This window comes from Vreelandella subterranea (assembly GCF_900111305.1).
GTDB lineage: Bacteria > Pseudomonadota > Gammaproteobacteria > Pseudomonadales > Halomonadaceae > Vreelandella > Vreelandella subterranea.
The window spans coordinates 91,573-110,646 of record NZ_FOGS01000002.1 but is presented as its reverse complement, the minus strand read 5'-3'; the positions used below and the strand labels follow the sequence as shown (position 1 = coordinate 110,646).

17 protein-coding genes are annotated in these 19,074 nt (G+C 59.0%); 13 read left to right on the top strand and 4 right to left on the bottom strand.

The window, feature by feature from the left end:
- The first annotated feature begins 91 nt into the window (after positions 1–91).
- Positions 92–535, top strand: coding sequence for an Hsp20/alpha crystallin family protein (locus BMX75_RS03365; protein ID WP_092825275.1), 444 nt, complete (start codon positions 92–94; stop codon positions 533–535).
- Positions 536–742: 207 nt separating this feature from the next.
- Positions 743–1,972, top strand: a complete 1,230-nt coding sequence (locus BMX75_RS03360; protein WP_092825273.1) for a hypothetical protein — start codon at positions 743–745, stop codon at positions 1,970–1,972.
- Positions 1,973–2,017: 45 nt separating this feature from the next.
- Here the strand turns inward: BMX75_RS03360 and BMX75_RS03355 are convergent, their stop codons facing one another.
- Complete coding sequence (locus BMX75_RS03355; RefSeq protein ID WP_092825271.1) at positions 2,018–2,509, bottom strand: DUF721 domain-containing protein; 492 nt, start codon at positions 2,507–2,509, stop codon at positions 2,018–2,020.
- A 157-nt stretch (positions 2,510–2,666) separates the two neighbouring features.
- Here BMX75_RS03355 and BMX75_RS03350 point away from each other — a divergent pair, with 157 nt between their 5' ends.
- From BMX75_RS03350 to BMX75_RS03335, 4 genes are all read left to right on the top strand, one after another.
- Complete coding sequence (locus BMX75_RS03350) at positions 2,667–3,029, top strand: hypothetical protein (protein ID WP_092825270.1); 363 nt, start codon at positions 2,667–2,669, stop codon at positions 3,027–3,029.
- A 73-nt stretch (positions 3,030–3,102) separates the two neighbouring features.
- Entirely contained in the window at positions 3,103–5,844 is a 2,742-nt protein-coding gene (secA, locus tag BMX75_RS03345; protein WP_092825268.1) for a preprotein translocase subunit SecA, read from the top strand.
- A gap of 30 nt (positions 5,845–5,874) precedes the next feature.
- Positions 5,875–7,104 (top strand): bifunctional glutamate N-acetyltransferase/amino-acid acetyltransferase ArgJ, encoded by a 1,230-nt coding sequence (gene argJ, locus BMX75_RS03340; protein WP_092825266.1) that lies wholly within the window; start codon positions 5,875–5,877, stop codon positions 7,102–7,104.
- A 98-nt stretch (positions 7,105–7,202) separates the two neighbouring features.
- Entirely contained in the window at positions 7,203–8,159 is a 957-nt protein-coding gene (locus BMX75_RS03335; protein WP_245748331.1) for a Nudix family hydrolase, read from the top strand.
- Between the two features lie 74 nt (positions 8,160–8,233).
- On the opposite strand, the gene BMX75_RS03330 is transcribed toward BMX75_RS03335, so the two are convergent.
- Together BMX75_RS03330 and BMX75_RS03325 are read right to left on the bottom strand one after the other, a co-directional pair.
- On the bottom strand, positions 8,234–9,136 hold the full coding sequence (locus BMX75_RS03330; protein WP_092825264.1) for a carbon-nitrogen hydrolase: 903 nt from the start codon (positions 9,134–9,136) through the stop codon (positions 8,234–8,236).
- Positions 9,133–10,209 carry an agmatine deiminase family protein gene (locus BMX75_RS03325; protein ID WP_092825262.1) on the bottom strand — a complete coding sequence of 359 codons (1,077 nt, stop codon included), beginning with the start codon at positions 10,207–10,209 and terminating at the stop codon, positions 9,133–9,135. The genes BMX75_RS03330 and BMX75_RS03325 overlap by 4 nt, the downstream gene beginning before the upstream one ends.
- Positions 10,210–10,414: 205 nt before the next feature.
- Here BMX75_RS03325 and BMX75_RS03320 point away from each other — a divergent pair, with 205 nt between their 5' ends.
- Both BMX75_RS03320 and BMX75_RS03315 read left to right on the top strand, forming a co-directional pair.
- On the top strand, positions 10,415–11,656 hold the full coding sequence (locus BMX75_RS03320; RefSeq protein WP_092825260.1) for a lipoprotein-releasing ABC transporter permease subunit: 1,242 nt from the start codon (positions 10,415–10,417) through the stop codon (positions 11,654–11,656).
- A gap of 10 nt (positions 11,657–11,666) precedes the next feature.
- Entirely contained in the window at positions 11,667–12,371 is a 705-nt protein-coding gene (locus tag BMX75_RS03315) for an ABC transporter ATP-binding protein (RefSeq protein WP_092825258.1), read from the top strand.
- On the opposite strand, the gene BMX75_RS03310 is transcribed toward BMX75_RS03315, so the two are convergent.
- Positions 12,368–12,919, bottom strand: coding sequence for a DUF2062 domain-containing protein (locus tag BMX75_RS03310; protein ID WP_092825256.1), 552 nt, complete (start codon positions 12,917–12,919; stop codon positions 12,368–12,370). The genes BMX75_RS03315 and BMX75_RS03310 overlap by 4 nt on opposite strands.
- Positions 12,920–13,014: 95 nt before the next feature.
- Between BMX75_RS03310 and BMX75_RS03305 the strand changes: the two genes are divergently transcribed.
- From BMX75_RS03305 to kdsB, 5 genes are read left to right on the top strand one after another with little or no spacing between them, the layout of a single operon-like run.
- A complete protein-coding gene (locus tag BMX75_RS03305) occupies positions 13,015–15,285 on the top strand; it encodes a DNA internalization-related competence protein ComEC/Rec2 (RefSeq protein WP_092825254.1) in 2,271 nt (756 codons plus the stop codon).
- Positions 15,286–15,341: 56 nt separating this feature from the next.
- On the top strand, positions 15,342–17,078 hold the full coding sequence (gene msbA / locus BMX75_RS03300; RefSeq protein WP_092825252.1) for a lipid A export permease/ATP-binding protein MsbA: 1,737 nt from the start codon (positions 15,342–15,344) through the stop codon (positions 17,076–17,078).
- The gene (lpxK, locus tag BMX75_RS03295) at positions 17,075–18,070 is read left to right on the top strand and encodes a tetraacyldisaccharide 4'-kinase (RefSeq protein WP_092825250.1); all 996 of its coding nucleotides are present in this window, start codon (positions 17,075–17,077) and stop codon (positions 18,068–18,070) included. The genes msbA and lpxK overlap by 4 nt, the downstream gene beginning before the upstream one ends.
- Before the next feature lie 16 nt (positions 18,071–18,086).
- The gene (locus BMX75_RS03290) at positions 18,087–18,296 is read left to right on the top strand and encodes a Trm112 family protein (RefSeq protein ID WP_092825248.1); all 210 of its coding nucleotides are present in this window, start codon (positions 18,087–18,089) and stop codon (positions 18,294–18,296) included.
- A complete protein-coding gene (gene kdsB, locus BMX75_RS03285; RefSeq protein WP_092825246.1) occupies positions 18,297–19,073 on the top strand; it encodes a 3-deoxy-manno-octulosonate cytidylyltransferase in 777 nt (258 codons plus the stop codon).
- Position 19,074 lies beyond the last annotated feature (1 nt).

Below are 19,074 nucleotides of genomic sequence, written 5' to 3'. Positions count from 1 at the left end.
TTCAAGGGCGCGTAGGGGGTTGAAAATGGCGTTGTCGCCTCTATCTGAGTAGGTGTACAGATAGAGTGAAAGCCAAAGGAGGTGAAGCTCAATGGCACGTTTACCTTCCATTCGTGATCATGAACCAAGCAGCTTGCTGCGTCAGTTCAGCAGCGAGATAGAACGGCTCTTCGATCAGGATCGACCCGGCATTCCCTCTCTCTCAGGGCAGTGGAGTCCGGCAGTGGATATCCGTGAGGAGCCCGAGGAATATGTGATCGAGGCCGAAGTGCCGGGTATCGATCCCAAGGATCTGGAAGTAACGCTTGAAAATGGCGTGTTGACTCTTCGTGGACAACGCCAGGAAGAGAATGAGAGTGAACGCAACGGCTTCCGTCATGTGGAGCGCTCATATGGCGCTTTCGTTCGTCGATTCACCTTGCCGGAAGCCGCCAGTGACGAAGATGTGGAGGCCCGCGCCGACAAAGGCGTACTGAAATTACGCATCAAGAAGAAGGAGCAGGGCGGGCAGCGCCGCATCGAGGTGCAAGGCTAAGCTGGCACCGTAACTCACTTAGCGGGAAGCCCAGGCTTCCCGCTTTTTTGTCAGCATACAATGGCCTGACCCAGATATTGAGAGGTATACAGGCGTTACGTTCAACGGCATTGGACGCACCTTCGCTTTGATGTTGTCCCGCGGCCGCGGGTCTTGCGCCTTTTAAAGCGTTTTCTGATGCATTCACCATGGGATTAAGGAGTGTTTATGTCCTGGGGTATTGGCCAAACTCAGGGGCAACAGCCAAGTGGGAGTCAGGAGGGGGACGCACATCGAAAGGTAATTGGTCTGGTGCCTGCTCCAGAAATGCCCGCCGAAGTTTCCCGACGGATAATCGACCGGCTACCTCCGCTTTTGGCCGACTATGTCGACGATCGGCTGAGCTGGGAAGTGGAACTGATCGTTGACCCTTTGATCGGTGCTGCAGAGGATTCTACGTATATTGTCGGGAACCTGATCAATTATAAACAGCAGCGGCAGTGGGACTATGTCATCTGCATTACCGATTTGCCTATCCGCAAGCGGAATCGTTTCGTGGTCGCTGAGGCCAGCAAGGCAAATAGCGTTGCGCTAATTTCACTGCCAACCTTTGGCGCTACCACCATACGCCGTCGTCTTTGCGAGGCGATACTGCAACTGGCCAACGAAATGCATCATGGAAGCTCGGTCGAGGACCGCACTCGCCAGTCGCGACATACGTCGCGATCCCGAAAGGTACATGAGAGTCTGCGTGGGCAGGGAGCCTGGCAACTGCTGGGAACGCATCTTTACGAGAAGTTGTTTCCGATACGTCGGCTCACTCTGACCAGCGAAGAGCATACCATCGACGTGCGCTTCATTGCCGAGACCTGGATCAACGGAAACTTGCGCATCCTGGCGGGCATGGTGCGCGCCAATCGGCCCTGGACCATCTTCCCCGCTTTCAAAGGGGTTATTGCCGCCGCGTTCGCAACCGGTACCTATGGCCTTGTATTTCCCAACCTTTGGCAGCTCAGCGATCACTATGGTTGGCCCCGCCTCGTCTTGCTGATGGTGGTTGCCATGCTGGCCATGATCGCCTGGATCATTCTTGCCCATAATCTTTGGGAACCGCCCCGAAAGGCCTCGTCGCCATATCTTGCGCGCCTCTATAATGCCGTTACCGTGCTGACATTGAGCGCTGGCGTGGCCTTTTATTATGCGATTCTGCTGATTTTGTTCTGCATCGTAGCGCTTGTCTTTGTTCCGTTCGACATGCTGGAAACCAAGCTTGGCCACACGATAGAGCTTTTGGATTACATTGTGCTCGCCTGGCTCACGACTTCGGTGGCCACTTTTGTCGGCGCGCTAGGGGTGGGGTTGGAAGACGAGGAAACCGTCAGAAATGCTACTTACGGTTATCGCCAGCGACATCGCAACCAACGAAAAGGCGAGGGTCGAAATGACTTGGCTGAATAAAGAACCCGAGTGTCTTTTCTCAACTGTCGAGTTGAGCTATCCGGTTCAGTACTTATGGTTGTTCTCATTGCCGCTCTCATGGTCCTGCGCCGCATGTGAGGCTAACCTTTCCAGAGCTCGCTTGAGCGCGGGGTGGTCGGTGTCTTCGGCACACTGGTTGAGTGTTTTGCCCGCTGAACTCGACAGAGAGCGGGTGTTGCGTAAAGGTGGCTGGATGGTCCTTACAGGACGCACCTTGAAGGTAAACCCAGTGACACCCTCGAACCCCGGGAGCTGATGAATGAGCTCTAGCAAGCGATTTTGCTCGTAGCGCAGCCAGGTTAACCATTGGGCCTGGCCGCTGATCAGCGTCAAACGACCGTCGCGAAACCCGCCAACATAAATATGTTCACGCATTGCCTCGGGCAGGTGGGCCTGCAAATGACGTTGTGCCTGATCAATAAGCGCTGAGAGGCGCATAAGCTTGCCGATATCGCCCGACTTGCCCATCAGGCGGCTGATGGGCTGGGCCTGAGATCGCTTAACCTTTATACTCATACGCTTGATTCCTAAGGTATCGCTTATTGCCCCATGCATAGGTACTTTACCTGTACATCGGTGCCTTATGTAGATGCTTTCTGGCAAAGGTGGTTCCGGGCTCACGTCAGGTTGCCCGACCCTTAAAGCCTAACACGCTCGGGAGTTTGTCCACAGCATGTCGCAAGCGTTGAACATTGCCTCGGTATTGCCTCGGCGTCAGCGTCGCCATAGCCTGGCGCGGTGGTGGCTGGCAGGCCTGTTGGTCGGCTGTTTATTGCCGACTAACCTGACTTATGCAGAAGCGCTACGGGGTGGTGAGCGCAGCGTGGTGGCGTGTATTTGGGTGCCCGCTGTATTGCGTGCGCGGACGCGCTTGATGGCAACCCGGCGTCGTGCTCTGCGGCGCTTCTGGGTCGTGGTGAAGCCCCTAGCGTCGCCTAAACCCTTCGCATTCAAGCGTTTTGTTAGTGTGCTAGTGGCCGCACATGATGTGTTCAGTCGTCGTGGCCCCCCTCAGATTTCCCCGTTTTACGGCTGATAGTCAGTCAACCTTCTTCATTTATAGAACGGGGTGACCCTGGCAAGGGCACTCGTGGCTAGTTGGAAACTACATGATCAATAATTTATTACGTAAGGTCGTCGGTTCAAAAAATGACCGTGATGTAAAACGCATGCACAAAAGCGTGCAGCACGTTAATGCGCTGGAAAGTGAGTTCGAGGCACTAAGCGATGCCGAACTGCAGGCCACCACGGCAACATTGCGTCAGCGACTGGAGGATGGTGAGTCGCTGGATAGCTTAATGCCGCACGCCTTTGCGATGGTCCGTGAAGCCAGTAAACGCGTCATGGGCATGCGGCACTTTGATGTGCAAATGGTTGGCGGGATCACCCTGCATCGTGGCCGTATTGCTGAAATGAAAACCGGTGAGGGTAAGACCCTGGTGGCGACACTTGCCGTTTACTTGAATGCGTTACCGGCGAAAGGCGTTCACGTGGTGACGGTGAACGACTACCTGGCCCGCCGTGACGCTGAATGGATGCGTCCCCTTTATGAGTTTTTGGGGCTCACCGTCGGGGTCATCTTCAGCGGTCAGACCAGCGCCGAAAAGCGTCATGCGTATCACTGCGATATTACCTACGGCACTAACAACGAATTTGGCTTCGATTATCTGCGCGATAACATGGCCTTTTCGCTTGAAGATAAAGTCCAGCGTGAGCTGCACTACGCGATTGTCGATGAGGTGGATTCGATCCTGATCGATGAAGCGCGTACGCCGTTGATCATTTCAGGTGCTGTGGACGAGAATACCGATCTGTACAAGGTGGTTGACCGTCTGTCGCAGCAGTTGGAAAAAGGCGAGAAATCCGAGGATGACGAGACGCCAGTCACAGGGGATTTCGTCCTAGAGGAAAAGCAAAAACAGGTTGAACTGACCGAGCAGGGCCACAACAAGGTCGAAGCCCTCATGCGTGAGGAGGGGTTGCTGGGGGAAGACGACTCCTTGTATGCGGCTCAGAACCTCAACCTGCTTCAACACATGCACTCGGCGTTGCGCGCCCGTCATCTTTACCACCGCGATGTGGACTATATGGTCTCCGACGATCAGGTAGTGATCGTCGACGAACACACCGGGCGTTCCATGCCGGGGCGGCGCTGGTCGGAGGGCCTGCACCAGGCTGTCGAAGCTAAAGAGGGCGTCACCGTTCAGCGCGAGAGCCAGACCCTGGCCTCGACCACCTTCCAGAACTACTTCCGCCTCTACGACAAGCTCGCCGGTATGACCGGGACGGCCGATACCGAGGCTTTCGAATTCCGCCAGATTTATGGGCTTGATGTGGTGGTGATTCCCACCAATCGGCCGTTGAAGCGGAAAGACCTCAATGATTTGGTCTACCTGAGCGCGGAAGAGAAATACGAAGCCATTATCCAGGACGTCAAAGTACAGACGGAAGCGGGTCGCCCTGTGCTGGTGGGTACGGCCTCCATCGAAACCTCCGAATACATTGCGCACCTGATGCGCGAGGCCAATCTCGCGTTCAACGTTCTCAATGCCAAGCAACACCAAAGTGAAGCCGAGATCATTGCCCAGGCGGGGCGTCCTGGAGCGGTAACGATCGCCACCAACATGGCGGGCCGGGGTACCGATATCGTGCTGGGGGGTAACTGGGAAGCTGAAGTGGCCAAACTCCAGCAGCCCAGCCAGGCGCAGATTGATGCCCTGAAAGCAGAATGGCAGGAGCGTCACGACGCCGTTCTGGAAGCCGGCGGTTTGCACGTGATCGGCTCCGAGCGCCACGAGTCGCGGCGGATCGATAATCAGCTGCGCGGCCGTGCCGGGCGCCAGGGTGACCCTGGCTCCACCCGCTTCTTCCTGTCCCTCGAAGACAGTCTGATGCGACTGTTCGGGTCTGACCGCGTCAAGCGTCTGATGCAGGCGATGGGCCTGGAGCGTGGCGAAGCCATCGAGCACAAGATGGTCTCCAATGCCGTGGAGCGAGCGCAGAAGAAAGTCGAGGGGCGCAACTTCGACATTCGTAAACAGCTCCTTGAATACGATGATGTGGCCAACGACCAGCGCCGGGTCATTTATCAGCAGCGTAACGACATCCTGGCCGCTGATAACGTGGCAGACGCTGTTGCGGGCATCCATGAAGAAGTCATGGAAGAGGCCATCAGCGACTTTGTTCCGCCGCAAAGCCTGGCCGAGCAGTGGGACCTGCCGGGCCTGGAAGCGCACCTGAAAACCGAATTCAACCTGGATGCGCCGGTGGTCGAATGGGCAGAAGCGGATCAGCGCTTCAACGAAGAGAAGCTGCGCGAACGCCTGCACACCATGCACCGGGAAGCCTACGCCGCGAAAATCGACGCCGCCGGTGAAGCGCTTATTCGCCGGTTTGAAAAGCAGGTGATGCTGCAGGTTCTCGATACCCGCTGGAAAGAGCACCTGCAATCCATGGACCATCTGCGTCGCGGTATTCACCTGCGTGGCTATGCGCAGAAAAACCCCAAGCAGGAATACAAGCGTGAAGCGTTTGAGCTTTTTCAGCAGTTGCTGACGAACATCAAGGCAGACGTGACACGGATTCTCAGCCATGTACAGGTCCGCCAGCCGGAAGAAGTGGAAGCCCTGGAGCAGAAGCGTCGTGAAGCGCTGGAGCGTGAAAAAGCCACTGCCGCCAGCCGCCATGACGACCCGGACGCTGCCGCGGCCGACGAAACCGACGCGCCAAAAGAGGCACCTGGCGCCGATGGCCGTCCCGTTCGTCGCGAAGGCCCCAAGGTTGGGCGCAATGACCCCTGTCCGTGCGGATCGGGCAAAAAGTATAAGCAGTGTTGCGGTAAGCTCGATTAAAGTGCAAACGCCACGCTTAAGGAGAATTACATGGCGGTAGGATCAATACCCTTCCCCCCGATGCCGACTCTAGACGGGGTGCGCTTAGGTTCGGCCATGGCCGGGATAAAAAAGCCAGACCGTCGTGATGTCGTGGTCATTGAGTTGCCCGAAACGTCGACGGTGTCAGGGGTATTCACCCGTAATGCCTTCTGCGCCGCTCCGGTGAAAGTGGCAAGGGAGCACCTTCAGCGTAGCGCTGAAAACGGTCAAGTTCCTCGCTACTGGTTGATCAATACGGGCAATGCCAATGCAGGCACCGGTGACGCAGGCCTTAAGGACGCTCAGGACAGCTGCACCTCGGTTGCCGAGCAGGTGGGTGCCAACCCCTATGCCGTGCTGCCGTTTTCCACGGGCGTGATCGGCGAGCCAATGCCCATGGCGCGTCTTCTTGACGGCATTCCTGTGGCGCTTGGCGATTTGGCAGGTGATGGCCAGGCCTGGCAGCACGCGGCTGAAGGTATTTTGACCACCGATACACGTCCCAAGGGGGCGAGTGTGACCTTGGCGATCGGTGACCGCGAGGTTGTGATCAACGGGATCGCCAAAGGCTCGGGCATGATCAAGCCCAACATGGCCACCATGCTGGGCTTTGTAGTGACGGATGCGGGAATCGATCAGGCATTGCTGGACCGCCTGCTGCGCGAAACGGTCGATCGCTCGTTCAACTGCATTACCGTTGACAGCGATACTTCGACCAATGACGCCTGCATGTTGGCGGCCACCGGCACGGGGTTGCGCATTGAAAACGATGCGCATATCGACATCTTTCGCAACGGTTTGCAGCGGGTAATGACGGAGTTGGCGCAGGCCATAATTCGCGATGGTGAAGGTGCGACCAAGTTTGTCACCTTGCAGGTCGACCAGGCTCGTAGCCGCCAGGAAGCGCTTGATGTGGCCTTTACCGTTGCCCACTCCCCCTTGGTCAAGACGGCACTCTATGCGTCTGATGCCAACTGGGGGCGTATTCTTGCCGCCGTTGGTCGGGCGCCAGTCGATGCGTTCGACGTTGAAAAGGTCATCATCGAGCTTGGCGATGTGCGCCTGGTGGAAAACGGCGGTCGTGCGGCGGGGTATACAGAAGAAGCCGGTAGCCAGGTGATGGCCAACGATGAGATTACCATCCGCATTTGTCTGGGGCGGGGAGACGAGAATGCCACCGTGTGGACGTCGGATCTCTCCCATGACTATGTATCGATCAACGCTGATTATCGTAGCTAAGCGGCAAACGCTCGTCGCCGCTTCGACCTCAACAGATCTTAACAGCGATATAATACCGCTATCGCTCAGCGGGTGTGCACACAGTGGATAGAGACGTAATGAATATCATGGTTAAACGACGGGTTCATGTGGCAGCCGCTGCCATTATCAGTGCTGACAAGCAGCAGGTGTTGATTGCCAGGCGGCCTTCGAACGTTGATCACGGCGGACTATGGGAGTTTCCCGGCGGCAAGCTGGCCCCCTACGAAACCGGGTTAGAAGGCTTGAAACGCGAATTGCACGAAGAGCTGGGCGTCGAAATTATCAATGCGCAACCATTGATCCGGGTGCATCATGAGTATTCTGACAAACATATACTGCTGGATGTCTGGCAGGTGCATGCCTTTGCAGGTGAACCCTTTGGCCGCGAAGGCCAGGCTGTTCGCTGGGTCCCCATGGAGGAACTGGTCAACTATCCGTTCCCGGCAGCAAATTTGCCCATCCTGCGGGCTGTCATGCTACCCACCGAATACCTGATCACCGGTGAAGAAGCCGATGAAGCCCGTTTTGATGCACTGCTGACCCGGGCGCTAAACGAGGATAACATCCGGCTGGTTCAACTGCGCGCCAAGCAGCTAACGCACGAGGCTTACGTGGCAAGGGCGCAGCGCGCGCTGACGCTGTGTCGCGAGGTGGGGGCGCGGTTGCTACTCAATGGCGATCCCTCGCTGCTCGATCAGGTGGATGCCGACGGCATACATCTGACCAGCGAGCGGCTTATGCAGCTTGAGCGTCGGCCGATTGCGGAAAACAAATGGCTGTCGGCGTCGACCCATGACCCCAGGCAGTTGGAGCAGGCGGCTGCGCTAGGCTGTGACTTCGTCTCGCTGTCGCCATTGCGCACCACGCCGTCGCACCCCGATGTAGCTCCCATCGGCTGGCACGATTTTCAGCAGTGGGTGGAGCGCGCGGGCATGCCGGTCTTTGCGTTGGGCGGCATGACGCGTTTTGATGCCAATCACGCCCGCGCCGTGGGCGCCCAGGGGATTGCCTCCATCCGCGATTTCTGGAAATAAGCAGGGCATCAAAAACGCCTGTCTGGGATTAACCAGACAGGCGTTTTGCCTAACAACAGAAGAGCGTCAGGCGGCTAGTCCCTGAAGCGGCGGGTCAGCTCGCCATAGGCATCGATGCGACGGTCGCGCAGGTAGGGCCAAATACGCCGCGTGTTCTCACTGCGGGCCATATCGACCTCCACGACCAACTGCTCAGACGTCTCTCCGGCTCTTGCCAGCAGTTCACCCTGCGGCCCGCAGATAAAACTGCCTCCCCAAAACTGGATGCCTGCACCCACGCTAGACGGGTCGGCCTCAAACCCAACCCGGTTGGCGACGACCACGGGTAACCCATTGGCGACGCCGTGAGCGCGCTGGATGAGCGTCCAGGCGTCCTGCTGACGGGCCTTCTCGGCAGCGTCGTCGTTGGGGTCCCAGCCGATGGCGGTGGGGTAGAGGAGCAGCTCGGCGCCGGCAAGGGCCATCAGGCGCGCGGCTTCGGGATACCACTGATCCCAGCAAACCAGCACGCCCAGACGTCCAAGAGAGGTGTCTATGGGGGTAAACCCCTCGTCGCGGGCGGCGTCGTGATCGCCGGGGGTGAAGTAGAATTTCTCGTAAAAGCCGGGGTCGTCGGGGATATGCATCTTGCGATACTGGCCCACGCGGCCCTCGGCACGGTCATATACCACCGCGGTATTGTGATAGAGCCCGGGTGCGCGGCGCTCGAACAGCGAGCCGACGAGTACGATGTCAAGCTCCCGGGCCAACTCGGCGAGCCGTTGGCCAGTGGGCCCATCCAGCGGCTCGGCCAGGTCGAACACCGCGGGGTCTTCGTACTGGCAGAAATAGTGCGTGGCATGCAGTTCCTGGAGCAATACCAGCTGAGCACCCTGCTGCACGGCGTCGCGAATGCCCGCTTCACTGGCGGCCAGACTTTGGGGCTTATCGGGCCAGGCTTGCTGTTGCACGATGCCGACGGTGACAGGGCTTTTCATGATGATTCCTCCGCGGTCTGATGAGCAGTGGCGAGCGTGCCTCGGGGGAGCTGCATGGTTAAACAATGCAGGCTGCCGTGTTGGCGAATGACGTGACTGCACTCGATGGGAATGAGCGTATGTTCGGGAAAGGCGACCGCCAGAGCGTTCAGCGCGATAACGTCGGCGGGGTCCCCGTAGGTGGGTACCAGTACAGCCCCATTGATGATCAAAAAATTGGCGTAAGTGGCAGGCAAGCGGCGACCATCGTCGGGTGCATAGCAGGCCTGAGGCCAGGGCAGCGGAATTAGCCGGTAGGGCTCGCCATTACGCTGCCGAAACGCCTGGAGCTCCTGCTCCATCGCTTGCAGGGCTGGGTAGTGAGGGTCCGTCGGGTCGTCACAGCGCACATAGGCGATGGTCGTCGGGTTGCAAAAACGCGCCAGGGTATCAATGTGGCTATCGGTGTCGTCGCCTTCCAGATGGCCATGGGCCAACCACAGCACGCGATCGACGCCCAGGTCTTTCTCAAGCTGTTGTTCCAGCTGGCGCCGGGTCATGTGCGGATTGCGGTTGGGATTGAGCAGACAGGCCTCGGTGGTGAGCAAGGTGCCGTCGCCGTCCGTCTCAATCGCGCCGCCTTCCAGCACGAGCTCCCGGGGGCTGACCGGGCAGTTCCACACGCCTGCCTCGGCAAGCCGCTGGGTCAGCCGGTTATCGCGAGCGGCAGGAAATTTACCGCCCCAGCCGGTGAAGGTGTAATCCAGCAGTTGCAATGCCCCCGTTTCATCGGCGACGGTAATCGGCCCATGATCCCGTGCCCAGGTGTCGTCGCTGGACACGACACACAGCCGTAACTGACCTTCGGGTACCCCATAGGCGTCGAATGTCGCTGCCAGACGTGTGCGCGTGGCGTTGTCAGGCACGCTGATGAGCACTCGCTGATGGCGGGTCACGGCGACGGCAATACGCTCGAGTGTGCCTTCAATGCCACCCAGGAGTGCCTGCCAGTCGCCATCCGGGCGTGGCCAGGTGAGTTGAATGCCATCCTGAGGATGCCACTCAGGTAATAAACGATAGGTCGAAGTGGTCAACGTAAAGCCGCTCGCAGCGAAGATAAAAGAGGGCGCGTCGGGCGCCAGTCGAATCGGCGCAATGTAGGGGCTCGCGCGAAAAGTTGCAAGTATAGAGAATCGTGAGGGAACGCTGGCGGCGGATGTGCCTCTAAAGCCCGCTTATACATATGCAGCGATGCTAAAAAAACCGTACCATGAGCGCTGACTTATAAGGAATGACGCCATGCTTGATCGTTTGCCTTTTCTGGTGGGGCTGCGCTACGTGCGCGCTAAACGCCGAAACCATTTTATTTCGTTTATATCGCTGACCTCCATGCTGGGATTGATGCTGGGCGTGGCGGTACTGATTCTCGTTCTTTCAGTGATGAACGGGTTTGATCACGAGTTGCGTACCCGTGTGTTGGGGATGGTGCCGCATGCCAAGATTGAAGCCCGTGAGGGCATGGTGGAGTGGCAGTCGCTGGCCGAAAAGATTATGCAGCGTGACCGCGTCGAGGGAGTGGCCCCCTATGTGGAACAACAGGGCATGTTCTCGGTTGGCGGACGTAACGAAGGCGCCATGGTCAACGGTATCCACCCCGACTGGGAAGATAAGGTATCGATTATTGGCGAGCACATGCAGCGCGGTGAGCTGAGCGACCTGGTGCCGGGCGAGTGGAACGTGGTGCTGGGGTCGATGTTGGCCCGGCGCCTGGGTGTCGACGTGGGCGATCGTGTGACCTTGCTGGTGCCTGAAGCCTCGATTACCCCGGCGGGCGTATTTCCGCGTCTCAAGCGTTTCACCGTCAGCGGTATCTTTAGCGTTGGCGCCGAACTTGATGCTAACTTAGCCTACGCGAATATTGAGGACATGCAGACGCTTGGCCGCCTTGGTGATGCGATCGGCGGGCTGCGTCTTGAGCTGGACGATCTGTTTGTCGCCGGTAGCGAAACGCAAGAGATCCTCAATGAACTGGGCCCCGGCTATCGAGGCAGTGACTGGACCTACTCACAGGGCAACCTTTTTCAGGCAATCCAGATGGAAAAACGCATGATCGCACTCTTGTTGACGGTGATCATCGCCGTCGCCGCTTTCAATATTGTGTCCACTCTGGTCATGGTCGTCACCGACAAGCGGGCTGACATCGCCATATTGCGGACCATTGGTGCCACGCCGCGCTCGATCATGGGTATTTTTATCGTGCAGGGGTTGGCTATCGGCTTGATCGGGATTGCCGTAGGCGTCGCCGTTGGTGTGTTACTTGCCCTGACGATTTCCGATCTGATCGGCTGGGTCGAGGGCTTCATGAACATCAAATTCCTCGACGCAGGGGTCTACTTCATCAGTGACCTGCCGTCGCGTTTACACTTTGAAGATGTCCGAAACATTGTGCTGGCCGCCTTCGGGTTGACGTTCCTATCCACGCTTTACCCGGCTTGGCGGGCTGCGCGTGTCCAGCCTGCCGATGTGCTGCGCTATGAATAAGGAAGCCAACATGTCTGAGACGACATCGAACAAAGCCCCTGTAATGCTGAAATGTGAAGGCTTGACCCGCACCTACAGCGAAGGGCCGCAGGATTTAACCGTTCTCGATACGCTTGACCTTCAGGTGCATGCAGGCGAGCGGGTTGCCATTGTGGGTAGCTCAGGGTCGGGCAAGACGACACTGCTTAATTTGCTAGGCGGTTTGGACCGGCCCACCGAAGGCAGTGTAGTAATCGCGGACCAGCCCCTGGGGGGGCTGAGCGAGTCGGCGCTGGGGCGTTTTCGCAACCGTTATATCGGCTTTGTCTACCAGTTTCACCACCTGCTCGCCGAGTTTACGGCAGTAGAAAACGCCGCGCTGCCCTTGATCATTCGCGGGCAAGCGAAAAAAATGGCCGAGCAGCGTGCCATGCAGATCTTGTCGCGGGTGGGTATGCAGGACAGGGCGGATCACAAGCCAGGTGAATTATCCGGTGGGGAGCGTCAGCGGGTGGCCATTGCCCGCGCGCTGGTCACGGATCCCAGCCTGGTATTAATGGATGAGCCTACGGGCAATCTGGACCAGACCACCGCCGCTACAATTCTGGCGCTCATGGATGAGCTGGCGCGCGAAAGCGCCTGTGCCTTCGTGATTGTCACCCACGACACTGGCCTGGCGGGGCATCAGGATCGGATGATGAAACTGGATGGCGGAAAGCTCGTTCAGCAGCCTTAATCGTCGAATTCGGCTTCGATCCGGGCTCGCCGCTGCCGTCTTTTTTGACGGCGGCGCTTCCAGTGGTGGGAAACGTGCCAGCGCCAGATCAGACGCACGGTAATATTGGCCATTACGGCCAGGACCACGGCCGATACCAGAGAGCCAAGCAGCAAAGCGGGCATGATGTTGTGCATTTGCTCGGCCAGCCATTGTGTCGAAAGGCGGGAGGGAGCTTCGCGCACCGGTGTATCCAGAAAAAAGGTACCAATCCAGTAGTTACCGTAAAAAAATAGCGGCATGGTCAGTGGGTTGGTAATCCACACCAGGCCGACCGCTAGGGCAAGGTTGCAGCGGCTGAAACGGGCACCTATGGCCGCTATCACCATTTGGCAAGGAATCGGCAGCATAGCGCAGAAAAGCCCCACACTGAACGCATTGGCGACGCTGCGTCGCGTCAGTTGCCACAAGCGCGGGTCGCCAATCAGCGGTGCCATGAAGCGCAGCGACCGCTGACGCCTCAGCGTATCGGGCTTGGGCATATAGCGTTGGAAGAAACGGCGAGGCATGTCGGACACTCTTGCCAATGAATGCCGCCCATTATCCATAAGGGACAGGGTCTCGGCTACGCCAAGGCGTTGATAAGGGTGCCAGGGAGGGCAGTATGCGCATCGGGGTTGCGATACCGGTTGCAGTGGCCGTGTTGGCGGGAGCTGTTCTAGGCTGTTGGCTGGGGCCAGCCGGTAATACGCTGCCAGTGACCGCTGCGCTGGCTAGCTTGCTGCTTGTCCTGGCAACAGTACGTTTGCGCTATTGTCTTTGGCTGGCGATCGTCTGCTGGGGGGTGGTGGCCATCCAATCCCAGTGGGCGCGTCAACTGCCACCCGGCCTTTCCGGCGTGGATGTTCGGGTTGAAGGGCGTATTACTCATACCCAGCCGACCAGTAGTGGCCTGCGCCTGTTAGTGGAAGTGGAGCGCTGTGAGGCCCCGGACCTTCGGCCAAGCTGCGAGCGCCTGCAAAGGGTGCGGGTCAGCGCATACGACCCGGAGCCGCCATTGCCTAAACCAGGCGAGCGCTGGGCGATGACGCTTCGCCTGCGTCCGCCCAACGGCTTTATGAACCCCGATGCTTTCGACTATGCCCACTGGCTATGGCGCGAGGGTATCGGTGCGACAGGCTATGTCCGCCAGGAGCCTTCTGCTCAGCGCTTAACCGCTGCCCCTTTCTCGCTTCGCCACCACGCACATGCCATGCTGGAAGAGCAACCGCTTTCGCCGCGCACCCGACGTTGGCTCGCGGCGCTGACGCTCGGCCTGGGAGACCAGCTTACCCAGGATGACTGGAAGCTGCTCAACGCCAGTGGTACGACCCACCTGGTCGTGATCTCCGGCTTGCATGTGGGGCTGGTCGCTTCTTTTGTCTTGCTGTTAGCCCGCGGAGCCGCGCGCTGGCTGACGCCTGGCAGCTGGCGCCTGCGGGCGTGGCCCTGGTGGCTGGCGGGCTCGGCGGCCTTCGGTTATGCGGTACTGGCGGGCATGGAGCCACCGGCCATGCGCGCCATGATCATGAGCGTTGTGGGTCTCTGGGTGTTGAGTGGTCGCCACGCACCGGGCCCCTGGCAAGGCTGGTGGCTGGCGCTAGCCGCTGTACTGGTGAGCGATCCCGTTGCCCTTTGGCAACCCGGGTTATGGCTGTCGTTTGTGGCCGTTGCCTGGCTGATCATCATCTGGCAAGGCAGGCCACGCCCGCAGGGCCTGCGAGGATGGTGCTGGGCCGTGCTGCGGTCCCAATGTCTGCTGGCCCCGCTAATGGCGGCGGTGGTACTCATCGCGTTTGGCCGGGTAGCGCCAGCGGCTCCCCTGATTAATCTGGTCGCCGTTCCCTTCATGAGCCTTTTCATGGTGCCGCTTGCGCTGTTGGGCTGGTTGCTGACGCCAGTGCCTTACGCGTCGACGGCGGCCTGGTGGTTATTCGAGCAGGGGTTGGGGGGCTTTTACAGTGCCCTGGAGGTAGCGGTGGTGCATTGGCCGTTATGGGAACCGCCGCGCTACCTGCAACTGCCGTGGGCATTGGGGCTTCTTGTGGTGGCGTTATGTTGGGGGCTGCCCGGCACGGCAAGGTGGCTGAAGCCAGTAGCGCTTATCATTGTCATGTGGGTGCCGTTTGGGCCAGCATCGTCACGCCCCGCAGGCGATGACTTGCTTATCACCGTTTATGATGTGGGGCAGGGGCAATTGATAGAACTGCGTAGTGCCCATCAGCGGATGTTGGTGGACACCGGGCCACGCTATCGTTCGGGATTCATGCCGCTTGAAACCCTATGGCCGCCGGGGCAGCATTTCGACCAAGTGTTGGTCAGCCATAGCGATAGTGACCATGCAGGGGGTGTGCAGGCGCTCCGCGACCAGCACCAGGTGGATGAATGGCGTGCACCTGCCCAGGAACCCATTGCGGTGCAACGTCTTGACTGTCAAAGGGGCGATGAGTGGCTGCGTGATGGTGTCCATTATCGCGTATTGTGGCCCATTGCGGGCCTCGGCGACGCCTCCTCCAATGACCGGTCGTGCGTGCTGTCGGTTCAGATGGGCCAGCAGCAGGTGTTAATCACTGGTGATGCCGGTCGTCAGGTCGAGCGGCGGTTGATCGGCGACCTCCGTTCGCCCGTCACGGCCCTGGTCGCGGGGCACCATGGTAGCGCCTCGAGTTCGGGGCTGCAGTTCGTGAGGGCGGCCAAGGCCCGGCATGTCATTTTTAGCGCCGGGCGCGATAATCCCTTTGGTCACCCCCATGATGACGTCGTGCGGCGCTTTCGCGAGCAGGGGAGCTGTTTATGGAATACTGCCCAAGATGGCGCCGTCCAGTTACGCCTCTCTCCTGATGCCCCGCTGGAAATAAATTCCCTGCGCGGGTCGACGCCTCGACAGCGGTGTTGATGCGCAGCGCCATCAGGTAGAATTCTTCCACTGCACGCTATTGCTTAGGAGCTCGTGTGACTGAATCAGGCTGGGTCCTCTATAAACGTTTATTAACCTATGTAAAACCGCATTGGCGTGCCTTTAGCCTGGCGTTGTTGGGCTTTGTGATTTATGCCGCGTCAAGTACGGCGCTGGCGGAAATGATGAAACGCCTGATTGACGGCATCCAGAATCCCGATGCCTCCTTCCGGCTCTTTCTTCCATTATTCGTCATTATCATGTTTTCTTCGCGGGGTATCGGGACCTTTCTAAGTACCTACTTCATGGCTTACGTCGGGCGCTACGTAATCCACACGCTGCGTTGCGATGTCTTTGCCCATATGCTTCATCTGCCGGGCATGTTTTTTGATCACCATTCCAGCGGTCATCTGGTGTCTCGGGTCACCTACCATGTGGAGCAGGTCGCGGGGGCCGCGACTAAAGCGTTGACCATCTTGCTACGTGAAGGGCTGTTCGTGCTTGGTCTGCTGGGCTATCTGTTCTGGACCAACTGGATGCTGACGTTGCTGTTTTTAGGCGTCACACCGATTATCGCAGGCGTGGTGAGCTACGCCAGCAAGCGCTTTCGCAAGCTTTCCAAACGCATTCAGCACTCCATGGGCGACGTGACCCATGTGGCCTCTGAAGCGCTTTCCGGTCATCGGGTGGTTCGCACCCACGGCGCAGAAATGTATGAAAAGCAGCGTTTCGAGCGCGTCAGTGAAGAAAACCGCCGCCAAAGCATGAAGGAAGCGATGACGCGCGCCATCAGCTCACCGGTCATCCTGATTCTGGTGGCGATCTCGATGGCCATTCTGGTCTGGCTGGCCATGGCGCCGGCATTGATGGCCAGTATGACGCCGGGTGAGTTTGTCGCCTTTATTACGGCTGCCGCCCTGATGATCAAGCCGGTTCGTCAGCTGACGGAAATCAACAGCGAAATCCAGAAAGGGATTGCCGCTGCCGCCGAACTCTTCGGCTTGCTGGATGTGGCCCCCGAAAGCGATAGCGGTTCGTACCGTGTCGAACGGTTAACGGGGCGCGTCAAGCTTGAAAACGTCAGCTTCCGCTATGCCGAGGATCAGCCCTATGTCCTTCAAGACATCAATCTTGAGGTGGCAGCCGGCGAGATGGTCGCGATCGTGGGACGCTCCGGCAGCGGCAAGTCGACCCTGGTGAGCTTGCTGCCGCGCTTTTATCACGTCAGTGAAGGGCGTATCACCATTGATGATGTGCCGCTGGACGACTATGCGCTACGCCCCCTGCGTCAGCAAATGGCGCTGGTCTCCCAGCAGGTCACGCTGTTTAATGCCTCGATTGCCGATAACATCGCTTACGGCGTGAATAATCCGGACCCTGCGGCGGTCAAGGCGGCGGCTGAAGCCGCCTATGCCGATGAGTTTATCGACCAGCTTCCCCAGGGCTACGATACGGTGGTGGGGGAAAACGGCGTGATGCTGTCAGGCGGTCAACGCCAGCGTTTGGCCATTGCGCGGGCGATTTTCAAGGATGCCCCGTTGCTGATTCTGGATGAGGCCACCTCTGCCCTGGATACCGAATCAGAGCGTTATATCCAAAAGGCGCTCGAGGATGTCTGCCAGGGGCGCACTACTCTGGTGATTGCCCACCGTTTGTCCACCATTGAGCGTGCCGATCGGATTATCGTCATGGATCAGGGGCGCATTATTGAACAGGGCAGTCATCAAACCCTGCTGGCGGCAGGCGGTGCTTACGCGGCGCTGCACCAGCTGCAGTTTCAGGAGCCCCAGTGAAGCTTGCCGACCGCTGGCTTGCGGGTGCCTACCAGGGCAGCCGCTGGCTGAGGCCTTTACAGCCCTTGGGCAAGCTGTATGAAAGGCTGATGCAGCGTCGGGCGCGCCAGTTTCATACCGGCAGGCGACGCGCATGGCGGGCACCGGTGCCGGTCATCGTTGTGGGTAATATCACCCTCGGCGGTACGGGTAAATCACCGCTGGTGGCATGGCTGGGAAACCGGCTGGCAGCACAGGGCTGGTCGCCGGGTATCGTGTCACGCGGCTACGGCGGCAGTGCCGAACGCTACCCGCTGCGAGTGACGCCGACGACGCCGGTAAACGAGAGCGGCGATGAGCCGCTGATGCTGGCCCAGCAGACAGGACTTCCGGTCATGGTCGACCCGCAGCGTGCCCGGGCGGCGGAGGCCCTTGTCCGGGCTGGTTGTGACCTGATTATCAGCGATGATGGTTTGCAGCACCTTCCGCTTGCGCGCGATATTGAACTGGTAGTGATCGATGGCGCACGCGGACTGGGGAATGGCCATTGCCTACCAGCAGGGCCGCTGCGTGAATCGCCAGATCGGTTGAAGGGCGTCGATGCGGTGATCGTGAATGGCGATAACGCTTGTGAGCTGCCGGTAGAGGGCGTCACCATGCACCTGAGGCCATGCGGCTGGCGCAGGCTTTGCGATGGCCAACGGTTTCCACTGGCGCCTTTACCGTTCAAGGCCCCGGTCAACGGCCTGGCTGCCATCGGCAATCCCCAGCGCTTTTTTGCAACCTTGATATCACTGGGGGTGACGGGCGAGTGGCATCCGCTGGCGGATCACCAGCCGCTGAACCAGGCGCTGCTGAACCGGTGGAGAGGTCGTCCACTGGTGATGACCGCCAAGGATGCCGTGAAATGTCAGGCGTTCGCCCCGCCGGATAGTTGGGTTCTCGATGTGGAAGCCGTGCTTCCACCTGATTTTGAGCATTGGCTGACAGACAAACTGTCAGCGCTTACCTGAGACAGGAGAAACGCTCATGGATAAGGAACTGCTGGCCATGCTGGTCTGCCCGCTGTGTCAAGGCAAGTTGAAGTTCGACCGCGAGGCCCTGGAGCTACACTGTGTTTACGATGGCCTCGCCTATCCGATCGAAGACGGCATTCCGGTGATGTTGCCAGAGACGGCCCGTGCGCTGGATGTCGATGAAAAACTGACGCCGTCACCAGGCCGCACAGGAGAGGGGTGAATGGCGTTGTCGTTTACCGTGGTGATTCCCGCCCGCTATGGCTCAAGCCGGTTGCCGGGCAAGCCACTGCTAGATATTGCGGGAGAGCCGATGATCGCCCATGTCTGGCGACGCGCCTGCCAGAGTCGCGCCAGCCGTGTCGTGGTGGCCACCGACGATGCGCGTATCAAGGCGGCCATGGCGCCTTACGGTGCCGAGGTCGTCATGACGCGCGAGGACCATGCTTCCGGGACCGACCGGCTGGCCGAGGTGGCCGATCAGTTGGCGTTGGACGAGTCGGCGCTGGTGGTCAATGTCCAGGGCGACGAACCCTTGATTCCCCCGGCGCTGATCAACCAGGTGGCCGAACGCCTGGCGGACGACGATCAGGCTTCCATTGCGACGCTGGCGGAACCGATTACGGATATCGATTCGTTGTTCAACCCCAATGTCGTCAAGGTGGTGCGTTCGTTTCAGGGGCGGGCGCTGTACTTTTCCCGGGCACCGATTCCCTGGGACCGTGAACAATTTTCGCAGCCCCCCGCGGTACTCGGCACGGATGCGTGGCTACGCCATATTGGCCTTTATGCCTATCGGGTCAGCTTTCTGCATGCCTACTGCGACTGGCCCGCGTCGAGCCTCGAGCAGCTCGAACAGCTCGAACAGCTGCGCGCACTGCAGTATGGCAATACGATCCAGGTCGCGCTGGCCTGTGACGTGAACCCGGCCGGGGTCGATACCGCTGAGGATTTAGCCCGTGTACGCGCGCTTTTGGCGCCAACACAGCAGAAGGAGTGAA